12 protein-coding genes are annotated in these 12,617 nt (G+C 38.8%); 7 read left to right on the forward strand and 5 right to left on the reverse strand.

Going from position 1 to position 12,617, the window contains the following annotated elements; all coding sequences use genetic code 11:
• Positions 1-20: 20 nt before the first annotated feature.
• On the reverse strand, positions 21-2,246 hold the full coding sequence (locus ACQ96U_RS11700) for an SUMF1/EgtB/PvdO family nonheme iron enzyme (RefSeq protein ID WP_431721431.1): 2,226 nt from the start codon (positions 2,244-2,246) through the stop codon (positions 21-23).
• Between the two features lie 264 nt (positions 2,247-2,510).
• On the opposite strand from ACQ96U_RS11700, the gene ACQ96U_RS11705 reads away from it, so the two are divergent.
• Positions 2,511-3,419, forward strand: a complete 909-nt coding sequence (locus ACQ96U_RS11705) for an FHA domain-containing protein (protein ID WP_431721432.1) — start codon at positions 2,511-2,513, stop codon at positions 3,417-3,419.
• A gap of 287 nt (positions 3,420-3,706) precedes the next feature.
• Here ACQ96U_RS11705 and ACQ96U_RS11710 read toward each other — a convergent pair whose 3' ends face one another.
• On the reverse strand, positions 3,707-4,678 hold the full coding sequence (locus ACQ96U_RS11710; protein ID WP_431721433.1) for a universal stress protein: 972 nt from the start codon (positions 4,676-4,678) through the stop codon (positions 3,707-3,709).
• Positions 4,679-4,866: 188 nt separating this feature from the next.
• Here ACQ96U_RS11710 and ACQ96U_RS11715 point away from each other — a divergent pair, with 188 nt between their 5' ends.
• The 4 genes from ACQ96U_RS11715 to yjjG all read left to right on the forward strand — a co-directional run bounded on the left by ACQ96U_RS11715 (position 4,867) and on the right by yjjG (position 8,536).
• Entirely contained in the window at positions 4,867-5,838 is a 972-nt protein-coding gene (locus ACQ96U_RS11715; protein WP_431721434.1) for an OmpA family protein, read from the forward strand.
• A 224-nt stretch (positions 5,839-6,062) separates the two neighbouring features.
• Entirely contained in the window at positions 6,063-6,428 is a 366-nt protein-coding gene (locus tag ACQ96U_RS11720) for a hypothetical protein (RefSeq protein WP_431721435.1), read from the forward strand.
• 451 nt (positions 6,429-6,879) lie between these two features.
• The gene (locus ACQ96U_RS11725) at positions 6,880-7,272 is read left to right on the forward strand and encodes a PilZ domain-containing protein (protein WP_431721436.1); all 393 of its coding nucleotides are present in this window, start codon (positions 6,880-6,882) and stop codon (positions 7,270-7,272) included.
• Positions 7,273-7,834: 562 nt separating this feature from the next.
• Positions 7,835-8,536, forward strand: a complete 702-nt coding sequence (gene yjjG / locus ACQ96U_RS11730) for a pyrimidine 5'-nucleotidase (protein WP_431721437.1) — start codon at positions 7,835-7,837, stop codon at positions 8,534-8,536.
• A 101-nt stretch (positions 8,537-8,637) separates the two neighbouring features.
• Here yjjG and yjjX read toward each other — a convergent pair whose 3' ends face one another.
• The gene (gene yjjX, locus ACQ96U_RS11735; protein WP_431721438.1) at positions 8,638-9,180 is read right to left on the reverse strand and encodes an inosine/xanthosine triphosphatase; all 543 of its coding nucleotides are present in this window, start codon (positions 9,178-9,180) and stop codon (positions 8,638-8,640) included.
• Between the two features lie 95 nt (positions 9,181-9,275).
• Between yjjX and ACQ96U_RS11740 the strand changes: the two genes are divergently transcribed.
• Entirely contained in the window at positions 9,276-9,929 is a 654-nt protein-coding gene (locus tag ACQ96U_RS11740; RefSeq protein ID WP_431721439.1) for a YigZ family protein, read from the forward strand.
• A gap of 69 nt (positions 9,930-9,998) precedes the next feature.
• Here the strand turns inward: ACQ96U_RS11740 and ACQ96U_RS11745 are convergent, their stop codons facing one another.
• Both ACQ96U_RS11745 and ACQ96U_RS11750 read right to left on the reverse strand, forming a co-directional pair.
• Positions 9,999-10,559 (reverse strand): hypothetical protein, encoded by a 561-nt coding sequence (locus ACQ96U_RS11745; RefSeq protein WP_431721440.1) that lies wholly within the window; start codon positions 10,557-10,559, stop codon positions 9,999-10,001.
• 331 nt (positions 10,560-10,890) lie between these two features.
• Positions 10,891-11,565, reverse strand: a complete 675-nt coding sequence (locus ACQ96U_RS11750) for a transaldolase family protein (protein WP_431721441.1) — start codon at positions 11,563-11,565, stop codon at positions 10,891-10,893.
• 131 nt (positions 11,566-11,696) lie between these two features.
• Here ACQ96U_RS11750 and ACQ96U_RS11755 point away from each other — a divergent pair, with 131 nt between their 5' ends.
• Positions 11,697-12,617, forward strand: coding sequence for a glycyl-radical enzyme activating protein (locus ACQ96U_RS11755; RefSeq protein ID WP_431721442.1), 921 nt, complete (start codon positions 11,697-11,699; stop codon positions 12,615-12,617).

A 12,617-nucleotide genomic window follows, 5' to 3' on the forward strand; every position in this document is an offset into this window, starting at 1 on the left:
AGAAAGGAATATGTGCTTGACTAACGTTTTAGCTCAAGCACAAGTCTAAAGCCAATTTGTTCATCCCTGTATGCGGGCGTTCGCTTTGCTCTTCGAGCAATGCGAAGGTTTTCAATAGGATCAGTGAAACTACCACCACGAATGACGCGATGACTACAGTGGGCTTTGTTTACTGGGCGACCATCGGCTGGATGTTGACGATATGAGTTTTGGTAACAGTCCAGTGTCCACTCTGCAACATTGCCCGCCATGTCAAATAATTGAAAGTCATTTGCTGGGTATTGCCCTACAGGTAGAGTTTGTGAGCCTTTCAGTAAGCCTTTCAAGGGATTTTCCCAGCAGTCTTCTAAACAATTAGCGTTATCTGTGCGCGGCTGGTTTCCCCAAACAAAACGCGTGTATCCTCCCGCCCTGGCAGCATATTCCCACTCTGCCTCACTGGGAAGGCGATATGTGTATCCTGTTTGCTTACTGATCCATTGGGCATAGGCTTGAGCATCATGCCATGATGTGTGGGTTATAGGTTTTTTGTTATCTTTTTTATTGATTTTATTATGAAATACGTAACCTGTTTCTTTAATAAATTGGGCAAAATCTGTCTGAGTGATTTCGTACTGACTCATCGCGAAGTCATTAGCTAAGTTTACCCAATGGAGCGGTTTTTCACTTGCCGAACCCATGCCATCATTATCTCCCATCCGAAAGCGGCCTTTAGGTATTACAACCATTTTCGGTCCATAACCCCCTTTGGCTAAAGAGTGTTGAAGAATTTTCCCTTGTTTCATCGCCGGTGACAGGTTGATAGTTTGTTTGATTGTAGAGGACTTTATTTCTAACCATTGCCGTTTAGCTTGATAGCCTGGGTGAGAAACCTCAACAAGGTAGCGCCCAGGAGGTAATTGCAAATTTTTTGTGTACTTAGGTTTTATATTAATAATACGAATGGTGCTGCCAGGAGGGTGAGCTTTTATATGTACAGAATAAAGAGCAGGAGAAAGTGTTAGGTTTAGTTGTGTTGGTATTTGCTTATTATGGTGTATTTCGACCTGTTGTGATTGATAGCCAGGTTTGGTAATGCTGAGAGAATAATGACCAGATGCAAGTAACATCCCTTGATGAAATGACTGGGTAGAGTGATTAAATTGAATAGTCGCATCTTTGGGGGTGACATTAATTATCAAAGGCATTCTGATGACGATATCACTATTTTGGTTCATCACTGAGTGTTCTTGCTCATTTGAGCTATGGGGAGTATCAGATTTTAGCCCGTTGTTATTGAGCAGTAATATGCCTGGAATGGTTAAGACCAGACCTGCAATTAAATAGGATTTTCCTGCAGATTGTTTTTGAGGCTCATTGGGGGATGGTAGTGCGTTGGCAACGATATAAGGGGCGGAAGCTCTGTTTTCTGGGGGGGCTGCACGAAGGTGACCATGCTCAAGAAATTGATATTGTAGCTGGCGTAAGGCAAATGAAACCTCTTTTGCTGTTTGAAAGCGATGTAGGGGATTTTTTGCCAATAACTGGTTAAGAAAAAGTTGTAATCCACGGTATTTTTCAGGGAGTTGAGGAACAGTTGAATTTAAATGTTTTAAGCTAACGCTGAGTGGGCTATCTCCTCGAAAAGGGGGAAATCCCAAAAGCATTTCATAACAGATAATGCCCAGGCTATACAAGTCACTTCGGCTATCAAATGATACACGCCTTGCTTGCTCGGGGCTCATATATTCCGGGGTATAGCTAGACGAAAAAAATGCTGCAGATTGTCGCTTGGTAATTGTGTTGAGTGAGGTATTGTTAAAGTCAGAGAGTACCACAGAGCCGTCACTGCGAAATAAAATATTATTGGGTTTTAATTGACCATGAATAATATGTGCTTTATGGACAAAGGTGAGTGCATTAGCAATTTGTTGGAGTATTTGTAGTGTTTTGTCTAATGTTAAACCTTCTTGAATTTTATCTGTGAGGTTACCATTATCACAGTACTCCATCGCTAAATAAGGGAAGTTACTCGAAGTAAAGCCATAATCATAAATACTGATGATATGGGGGTGGATTAGATCTGAAGTGAGTGCAGCGTTTTTTTTAAATAATGTTGTGTCTAATTTGCTTTGATTACCGTTTGAAGGATTAATAACTTTAACAATAACATAACGTTGCTTTAAACGATCAATAGCATAATAAGCTTTTTTTCTATCGTTACCTGCAATAAGAGAGAGTAAAGTGTAGTTATTTAGCTTGAGCATATTGTAGATAGTATTAATAGATTAGTATATACCCTTGGTTAATACGTCATTTATAATGGGTATCGTCAGCGATTCATCAATAATGTGTAGAAATTTTGCAGGTTTTACTGTAAATAAACTATTATGACGCCAGCTTTGTTACCTGTTAAGTACGTGTTTAGCAGACTGAGAAAAAAGTGGTGTTATTTATACTCTTCGCGATGAGTATCTGTTAAGAGCATACTTGTACTGAAGGCTAAACATCCTTCGTTGGAAAATCTATACATGTTAAAACTGGGCTATAAATACCATACAAAACAGTCGATGTGGCTGGTTTCTCAGCGTGTAACAATAGGCAGTCATGGTGATTGTGATTTTGTGATTAAAGACCCAAGTATTTTGCCGGAACATGTAGATTTAATTGTTAAAGATAATCGTGTGACACTCGTTGAATTAACTCAACGGGGTACCACTTGGGTAAATGATGTACCTGTCGTATCAAGCTGTCAGTTGAATGTGGGAGATACGATTAGGTTGGGTCATGTTGAGTTGTTACTCAGTGACCCAAAACATATTCAACCCCCCATTGAACTCCCAAAAAAAGCAGTGAGTGGCTGGTTTTTAAAGGTCGTTGATCGTTCCTTGCCTGAAAAGACATATCCTGTAAACGATACGTTACTTATAGGGCGTGCCATTGATTGTGATATTAAAATTAACTCTCCCTACTTATCTCGTCGTCATGCAGAATTATGCTTGTTGGAGGACGTTCTTTTTATTAAGGATCTCTCCTCAATAAATGGCACTTTTGTCAATGATACGCCTGTTGCTGAACAACGTTTAAAATCAGGGGATCGCATCAGACTCGATCAGTTAGAGTTTATGATAATTGGCCCACCAGATAATCAGCATAATACGCTAAGACGATCACAAATTAAAATTGAGCAAACTCATAAAATAAAAAAATGTGGAGTTAATGAGGCTATTAGTCAAGAGGGTAATTATCAAGAGAAGAAGCTCGGACAACCTCTAAGTATACCGGTTGTTAAGATTGATCATCGACTCAAGAAAAATGAAGTCAAAAATAACTGGGTATCAGGTTGGTCAATAGTGACTGTTATTGTTGTTGGGGGCGCTTTAGGTTATTGGCTTTTTAATTTGGTAAAACCGTTTATAGTGAGATTTTTACATAATTAGATGCAAACTTTATCACAAGTACATCAGTGGTAGTCCATTTTTTTTCTTCATCTAACAATCACTCGCAGTTCATCTACATGTCGTGTCTGACGTTAACGGTACACAAAGCGAAGGGTATGTAAGGTGAATTCAATACTGTTTTTTTTTAATCACTGATAATTTGCTTTGTATACGAAATTTTTAGCACTGGCCTGTTTAGGCCAGTGAAGATGACTTAACATGTTAAAAAAATAACTTTGGCCACATCTTAAGTATATCTGTTGTCTTACAATAGATTGGTGCTTGTCTTATTTTGCATTTTTTATGTGATTTGTTTTTGGTTTTATTAGTAGATCACACCGCATTTTTTCAATTAATTTTTTTGTAGTGTTGCCATAGATAGCTTGTTGCCAGTGGCTATGTGGGTGATAACCCAGTAGACAAATGTCTATGTTAAACTCTTCTATAAGTTTAGGGATGACAACATCGGGTATCCCTTGCAGCATATGACACCTGCCGTGATTTACAATGGAAAACTGTTGTTGTAGTTTGGAAAGCGCTGTTTGTCGTTGTCGGAGCATATTTTCTGTATGCTTTTTGTATTCTGAAACAAGATCAGTTTCCAGCATAATTGTTTCAGGTAAGGGCGAATACGTATGTACGATATGAAAATGTACCGGTAAGTTATTAAAATAAGACTCGGCATACTCAATGAGTGTGCTATCAAAAGAAAACACATCATTATCAGGTAACGGATCTACACAAATGAGAACATTTAAGGCTGACTGAGTCGTTACTTCAGGCGCCTCTTCAAATGTCGATGTATCACTAATATAAATGGGAACCCTACACGTATTAAGTAGGTAGATATCATTGTGATTCAGTATGTTGGCTTTCTGCTCATGATAAGACGTTGGTTTTATATAAAGATCAACGTGTTGCTTTTGGATAAAGTCAATGAGTGTTTCTAGCGAGTGTGCGTGTTCTCCGTAAATAATATGATGATGGTATTGATGCTGAATACACCAGTTTAGGATCGGTTTAATGTGTTGCTCAAGCTGTACTTTCCATTGTTGGTGCAGCTTTGTTTGAAGTGAGTCTGGTAAAAAGTGATTCACAAAAAAGTGATGTTGATAGTATTCCAAAAATAGAGTGACTTGTTTGATATTTTTTTTGGGGATGAGTGATAATTTTGCTGTTGTTGATGCAATATTGGTATGTAAATCAATGAATAGCAGCACATGCTGTGTTGTTTGTTGCATTAAGTATTCTTGGGACACAGGCGTTCCATTCCTTAAACTGTTGTTTTAACTATTGTAGTTTTTTTTTTTACAAAGTTTACGTTGTGTAAATTTAAGAAAAAAGTCTAATTATTACCATCAGGTTACATTATTTCACTGTTATTGTGCAGATTGATTAAATATAATTTTTCACAGAAACGTGATAGTACTGGAGAAGTTTTAAGCTTATGAAAAAATTATCCCTGTTTGCTACAGGCGTTATTTTTGCGCTAGCAAGCCACACAGTTATGGCTGAAGAGGAAGTTGTTCCACATGCTTATGTAGCGCCTTCATTCGGCAAATATTTCTTTGATAATGAGCGTGATATCGAAGATGACTACCTTTACAGCTTAGACTTTGGTTATCAAATTAATTCCAATCTGGCTGTTCAATTGGGGTTTGGTAAAATTAATGATACTGAAAACCCTGGATTGGATAACAATATTGATGCCAAGTGGTATCATTTAGACAGCATGTATTACATTGCACCTGTCGGTAAATGGAAACCTTATGCATTAGCCAGTGCCGCTCATATGCGTATTGATCCCAGTGATGCCAGTACAGATGATGAAACATTGCTTGGCTTAGGCGTTGGTGTTGAGCGTGAGCTGACAGATCGTGTCGCATTACGTGCTGATGTACGTGATTACTATAGTCTTGATAATGAAACACATGACCAGGCTGTAATGCTGTCAGTGAAGTTGGCACTTGGTGAAACCAAACGAGCTGTTGTTCGCAAAGAGCCACCACCACCAGCACCACAACCAAAAGAAATCTATGTAGATAAACCCGTTAGTATTCGTTTAAATATTGAATTTGACTTTGATAAGTCCGTTATTAAACCAGAGTACTACCCTGAGCTGGAAAAAGTTGCTTCTTTCTTGCAACGTTACTCAAATATCCATGTGACTATAGAAGGTCATACAGACTCTGTGGGTAATGATGCATATAACCTTATGTTGTCTCAGTCTCGTTCAGATGCAGTTCGTCAAGCACTGATTGAGCAATATAACATCCAACCAGGGCGTTTAACTGCAATTGGTAAAGGTGAGTCTGAGCCTGTAGCTGATAATGGGTCACCAGAAGGCCGTCAGCGTAACCGTCGTGTTATGGCAAATATTAAAGCGGTTGAAAAAGTTAAAAAAGTGATAACTGAATAGTCATTTTTTTATGGAGCTGGTACCTGAGTTTTTGGGTGCCAGCTTGCTCCATCCTTTCTGATTTCTTCTTCTAAAATACTTTTGTTTGTTTGCTTATATCTACAGAGATATGAGTCGGCCTCACTGTCTGTAAGCCTATGTCTTACCAAAGATACTAAAGTTTTTGCACTATACTCCGATAATGCCTATAACAGTCTTGGCTTTGATGGGAATGGTGGTTGACTATGAGGTTGTTGCTAGCACGAGGTTATAAATGGTGTAGCATTGTGGCTGTTGTTTGTTTTACATCGGCTTGTACTACACACCGTATTAGCAACCAGTTAGATATGGCGTATGAGCATTATAATAACGGTGACTGTGTTGCGACATTGCACTCATTAAGTCGCGTTGATCGGCTAATCCGTGCTCGACGTTATTTACAGCCAGAGGTCTCTTTTTTGCGAGGATTATGCTTGGAAAGGCAAGGTTATCTTATGGATGCTGTAGAGACTTATCGCTATATTGTGAAACTTTATCCTGAGTCTGAATATGCATTTCGGGCGAGGGCCAGACTTAAAGTGTTAGGTGGTGCGCAAAACCCTCTGAAATAAGATACTTGCCATAAAATATTCCCCTATTAAAGGGCATTCTTTAACGTATACCCTTCACGAATCATTTTTATCCCCCTAAGGTTTCAACATTTGATGGCCCAGCTAGCGCTTTAAAAACAGCGATTGTTGCTGTCGCTCGTCTTATAAACCAGACTAGCCCCACTAAACACTAAAAGAACCCCGTTATGGGTATAATGTGTTTATTGAAAAAGTTTTATTAAGGTGTTAAAGCAGTTGCACTTTTGGCAATTTGGTCGATAGTATATTTTATGCGTCATTAATGTTTAACTAAATTGTCTTATACCTTAAATTAACGAAAATATACGTTCTTGATTTTTACCCACTAATGTATCCCATAATAAGGGAGAAACATTAAACAATATGCATTAAGATTGAAAGTTAATGCATGTTTTTTGGGTAAGTGTTCGCATATTTTTTGTGGTGATTTGAGGTGGGCTTATTACCTTGGTATTGGGCGGCGATGGGTAAAGCGTATCCTTCTAGAGAACAACGTGCTATTACACGACACCAGTTAAATGCTTATTTAACAATATATAATCGTTTCACTGATCGTCCGATTGGGTATATAGGCAATATTTCTGCTCAAGGACTTATGCTGATTAGTGAAATTCCAGTTATGGTGGGGGAAGCTTTTGAAATGCGTATTAAAATTCCTCATGAAGTTAGCCCTACAGAAGTATATATTGATTTTAAAGCTGTCAGTCAGTGGAGTAAGCCAGATGTAGATCAGCGGTATTTTGACTCTGGTTTTGAAATTGTTGAAGCCGACCAAGGTATTATTAATCTAGCATCTTCTCTTAGAGAATTTTTTAGCTTTCGTTAGTTTAGATATTTTCTTTTACAGAGATACAGTATTACGCTTAATTAAAGCGATAAGTCATTAATATTATTTTGTTTGTTTATAATGTAATTATTTGATAGTTGAATGCCTGGTTTTTTAGTCGTTAATTTAATTAGTATCAGTGTGGTTAGTTTTCTTTAATATCTATCCTAGGGCCTGTTAACACTATTTGAATATCACTGTTATGACGGTAAAAGCACTAATCTAGGCGCGAAGCGTAAAGTTTAGTTGTTCTAAATGAATAATGAGCCACAACGAGTAGTGCTTTTACCGTCATAACCCTTCGGGCCGTGATTATTTTTCCACCTAGCGGTGTTACACGTCATTTATGTAGAATGACTACACGGCATTCCTTGCGCCTTGCTAGGCGAAAAAATAGTCTACGGCAGTGGTGATTCAAATAGTGTTAACAGGCCCTAGTGCATTGATCAAAAACGCTTCGCTATGGGTATAACAAGAATTTCGATATGTAGAGAGGAGATAAAAAATAGTGTTAAGATGATACTTACACGTTGGGCAATGTAGTAAAGGAGCGAAAGACGGAATGAAGCACTATGAGTGGATTTTGTTCGATGCGGATGAAACTTTGTTTCACTTTGATGCATTCAGTGGGCTACAGCGTATGTTTGCTCAATTTGATGTTGAGTTTTCTACTGATGATTATCAAGCCTATCAGGAAGTTAATAAGCCTCTCTGGGTAGATTATCAGAACGGTGATATAAGTGCCCAGCAGCTTCAGCATCAGCGTTTTGCTACTTGGTCAGATAAACTAAAGGTTTCAGCTAAGGACTTAAATAGTGCTTTTTTATCAGCCATGGCTGATATTTGTAAACCATTGGAAGGTGCGAAAAGCCTTGTGAGTGCGCTTTATGGTAAGGTAAAGCTGGGTATTATTACTAATGGATTCACAGAGCTGCAACAGATTCGTTTGGAGCGGCTGGGGCTGAGAGACTACTTTGATGTATTAGTTATTTCTGAGCAGGTAGGCTTTGCTAAACCCCATCAAGCTATTTTTGAGCATGCTTTATCTGTCATGGGACAGCCAGAGCGAAACAAAGTGCTGATGGTAGGAGATAACCCCGATACTGATATTTTGGGGGGAATAAACGCTGGATTTGAAACCTGTTGGTTAAATGTAAATGAGAACCCAACACCTGAGAGCATTACGCCAGGGCATCAGGTTTCTTCTTTGACAGAACTAGAACAGCGTTTGTTTTCTGATCAAGGCTTGGCTGTGAGTGTGTAATAAACTCTTCAGTTTGTACCTATCGTAAATCATATTCTGCTGTTAGCAAAACAGTAAAATACTCACAGCAAAGTCTAAAGTTTATTCATGAAGGGTAGACGTTATTTATCGTATAGTTCTTCATAAAGAAAAGGGGCCATGGCGAGTATGAATGCTTCAGTATATGTGCTTTCTCGTGTGGCCTGTCCGTTGGTTAATAAGCCAATAGCTCCTCCTTGTTGTTTGATATTTTGTGTGTTAAATAATCTATCCATGACATGACCTAGCTCTTCACCTTGTTGTAATGCCTGGTATACGGACATAGGGAGTGGCAAAATAGCACTACGGCCCACGGAAAGGCGGCAGTCATTTGCCACAACGACATAGGCGAATGTGGCAGGTCCATACTCAAAAACATCTACACCACCTTCAAGCGCAACATAGAAATCAGCTTCTATCTGTTGCTGACAAAACCGTACGCGATTTTCTGCACCTTCGCGGGTTTGCTTTGCTGTCATGGGTTGGTCAGGTACTCCTGACGGTGCATGCATACCAGTACACTCAACGGAGTTATTGGGGTAGAGTGAAGCAATAGCATTACGTACTGCATTGATTTTTACAGGATTCTGCGAGCCAACGACAATTTTGATACAATCTTGATTCATAATGATTAACAACTGTTTTTTTAAAATGCCTTATTATATACCCATAACGAAGGGTATACCTGGTTTAATGTTTGTTGAGGGAGTTGCCTGAGTACATGTCGCTGGGAGAAAAAGATCCAAACAGTTATTTAGTACCTGCTGAGCCAGTGATGACTGAACTTGTGATTAAAAAAAGTCGTTTTATATGTTGGATTTATCCCGTGGAAAATCGCCAGCAGGCGTTGGCTCAAGTGGTCACATTGACGGAACAGTACCCTGATGCACGCCATCATTGTTGGGCTTATATTGCAGGGCCTCCTGAGGGGGCTACTCAAATTGCTTGGAGTGATGCGGGAGAACCGCAAGGAACAGCAGGTAAGCCTATTTTAAATGTATTGCAACACCATGGTGTAGGAAATATTTTAGCAGTGGTGGTTCGTTACTTTGGTGGGATCAAACTGGGTGCTGGTGGTTTAGTTCGTGCGTACTCAGGAGCCACGCAAGCTGCAATGGAAGCGTTACAAACAACACCTAAAGTAGCCACTGAAGAATTTGTCGTTGAGCTTGGGTATGACCAAGAATCTCGATTTAAAATGCTGATGCAGGAGTATGGCGTTGAATTGCTGGAAAGCACATATGGTGTGTCAGTGTGTTATACCTTATCTGTTCCTGTAAATGAGCTCAAGTCATTTGCAGAGCGTGTCACGAGCTTTTCCAAAGGCCAGCTTCAGCTGAAGCCAGCCACCATACCATTACCCAACAAATGTTGAATACCCTTCGTAATATATGGGTATTGAAAGAGGGTAATTGAGTTTTTTGTTAATAATTATGTTTGCTGGTTATTGAATGAGTTCAAAGTACCTTGGTCCCCCTATAGTTGTATCCTGCCATTTAATGATGCCTACATCTTTTGCAAAGAATATATTTTCAACTCCACTATCATAGCAACGCTGTGGGCCAGTGAAAAAATGGATTTCGGTAACATCAAAAAAAGTGCCTGAAGAAATAGTTAACTCTGGGTAAAAATTTTTAATTACAGTTCCTGCAGAGCACATTATTCCTGAATGGCTGTTTGTGGTACCTACTTCTGCATTGAAGTTAACGTAGACATTAGCTTCTTTTGTTTTATCATTCCACATATATAGCTTTCCATCCTGGCTGGGACGAATCCATACTTTTTTACCCATTAAGCCAGGGAAACCTTCAAATAAGTACCAGCCATATCTTTCTTTAGAGACTGAAATATTTACATGTTCGCCAGTGTGCCCATTATTAACATATTCCATTCTCATGCCTGAGAATGCAGGCAGATAGTTTTCTGCAATACTGGTACTTGGCTGAATAATGAAGCTGAGTATTGATACCACGGTTAGGATTAGAAATTTTGCCGTCCGTAACATTTTTCTCCCTCCCTTACATAATTATTATTTTTGATTAAACGTTATTATTATAAATCAATAGTTGTATTAAATTTTGAGGTGAGTCAAACGTCTATAATGGTATTATTGCTGAAGGAACTATAAATTTTAATAATACCTATATAGAAGCTGTTAATGTTATGTAGATTGATTTTTACATCAGAATAAAAATTATCGATATTGGGGGGAGTCAAATAGGTGGGTTACACATTATATTTATAACTCAGTGAAAGTTATCAGTACGCAAAAGTCGCTCAAGTGTATGAGCGACTATGAGGTTATGGCAGGGTAAAAGAGACTACAATATTATTACTTAGCTTTCATAGGAAAGCTGATTTGGAAAAGCACTTTGCCAGTGCTCATTAAACTCATCTACGGCAATGTTTACTGCTGGGTGAGTATACATTGCCTGCATAATATCGCAGGGCAATGTAATTGCTTTGACGCCTTCTTCTAAAACAGATACCACTTGCTGCACACTTTTAAAACTGGCGGCCAGTATTTTACAGTTTATATTTGCTGTCGTAATGAGTTTTTGCAATTTAGAGACAACGCCAATGCCATCTCCCCCCATTTGTGCTATGCGATTAACATAAGGGGCTATGTAATCTGCACCATTATGTGCAGCAAGCAAACCTTGTGCGGTTGTATAGATAGCTGTTGCGAGTACAGGAATATTATCCTTTTTGAGTGCTTTGATAGCAGCCAATCCAGCTTCAGTCGCAGGAACTTTTACCACAATGTTATAAGGCAGGGAATGAAGCTTTTTGGCTTCAGAGATAATACCTTCAACGGAGGTGCTGATAGTTTGTACAAAAAAACGGCAGGGAGGTTCCAGTTGTGTGTTTAAGGTAGACAGTAAATGATTTACTCCACAGTTGGATTTGGCAAGAATTGATGGGTTAGTGGTAACACCTGATAATTTAATCTTCGTGTGTAAGCTGAGTATGTCTTCAATATCTGCGCTATCAAGGTAAAGCTCTACCATAACACTAACTCCGTTGGTTGGTTCATTAAACTATACTCCACTTCTCATTACAAAGGTTGATATAAATCAATACTGCTTTCGAACAAAAGTAATCTACTTTTGTTAAGTGAAATGTCGGTGTGGAAATGAAAATGTCAGCTTCCCTCTTTTTTGATATGCAGCGTTTTTCAACTCATGATGGTGAAGGGATTAGAACCGTTTTGTTCTTAAAGGGGTGCCCTCTATCCTGTGTTTGGTGCCAAAATCCAGAAAGTCGAAGCCGCAACGTTGATCTTATGTATGATGCCGCTACTTGTATTGCAGGGTGTACCTTATGCCAAGATTGCTGCAGTGCAATTACACGACATGGACCTGCTGATTTATTAATAGATCATCAACAAATTGATGAGTTCGATATAAAAAATTTAAAAACATGTTGTCCTGCCAAAGCCTTAAGAGTGACGGGTGAGCCTGTTGATATTCATACAGTCTGTGAACAATTAAAGCGTGACCAACCTTTTTATAAAACATCGGGTGGTGGTGTGACCTTTTCAGGAGGGGAACCGCTTATACACCCAAATGCTGTTTACGCTATTGCCCAAAAAATGCAGGAAGAAAACATTGATGTAGCCATTGAAACGACATTACATGTCAGTTGGAGGAAAATTGAGAAAAATATTCCTGTTATTAATCAATGGCTGGTTGATTTAAAACACATGGATGACAATAAATTTAAACGTTGGACTGGTGGCACGTTATCACTCGTCAAAAATAATCTGATTAAACTGGCAGCTCAAGTTAAAGGATTAACAATTCGTGTCCCAGTGGTACCTGATTTTAATGATACTATAGAGGAATTGGCATTAATTACTGATTTTGCTGCAACAATATCAAGTTGTAAGGCAATCCATTTTTTACCATACCATACGCTAGGTATTCAGAAATATAAAATGTTGGGATTACGCTATCAAGGAAAAGATAAATCATTGGATAATCCTGGGCTTTTACAAAAAGCGTGTGCGTATGCCGAGCATCATCCTTTAAAACCGCTTCAAACGTCAGTAAGAGGATAG

This window comes from Zooshikella sp. RANM57 (genome assembly GCF_050749885.1).
Classification (GTDB): Bacteria; Pseudomonadota; Gammaproteobacteria; order Pseudomonadales; family Zooshikellaceae; genus Zooshikella.

What these genes read in the sequence shown, in the direction of transcription:
- ACQ96U_RS11720 (WP_431721435.1), top strand. Translation starts at nt 6,063, where the DNA reads ATGAGGTTGTTGCTAGCACGAGGTTATAAATGGTGTAGCATTGTGGCT.
- ACQ96U_RS11750 (WP_431721441.1), bottom strand. Translation starts at nt 11,565, where the DNA reads ATGGTAGAGCTTTACCTTGATAGCGCAGATATTGAAGACATACTCAGC.
- yjjX (WP_431721438.1), bottom strand. Translation starts at nt 9,180, where the DNA reads ATGAATCAAGATTGTATCAAAATTGTCGTTGGCTCGCAGAATCCTGTA.
- yjjG (WP_431721437.1), top strand. Translation starts at nt 7,835, where the DNA reads ATGAAGCACTATGAGTGGATTTTGTTCGATGCGGATGAAACTTTGTTT.
- ACQ96U_RS11700 (WP_431721431.1), bottom strand. Translation starts at nt 2,246, where the DNA reads ATGCTCAAGCTAAATAACTACACTTTACTCTCTCTTATTGCAGGTAAC.
- ACQ96U_RS11755 (WP_431721442.1), top strand. Translation starts at nt 11,697, where the DNA reads ATGTCAGCTTCCCTCTTTTTTGATATGCAGCGTTTTTCAACTCATGAT.
- ACQ96U_RS11715 (WP_431721434.1), top strand. Translation starts at nt 4,867, where the DNA reads ATGAAAAAATTATCCCTGTTTGCTACAGGCGTTATTTTTGCGCTAGCA.
- ACQ96U_RS11740 (WP_431721439.1), top strand. Translation starts at nt 9,276, where the DNA reads ATGTCGCTGGGAGAAAAAGATCCAAACAGTTATTTAGTACCTGCTGAG.
- ACQ96U_RS11705 (WP_431721432.1), top strand. Translation starts at nt 2,511, where the DNA reads ATGTTAAAACTGGGCTATAAATACCATACAAAACAGTCGATGTGGCTG.
- ACQ96U_RS11745 (WP_431721440.1), bottom strand. Translation starts at nt 10,559, where the DNA reads ATGTTACGGACGGCAAAATTTCTAATCCTAACCGTGGTATCAATACTC.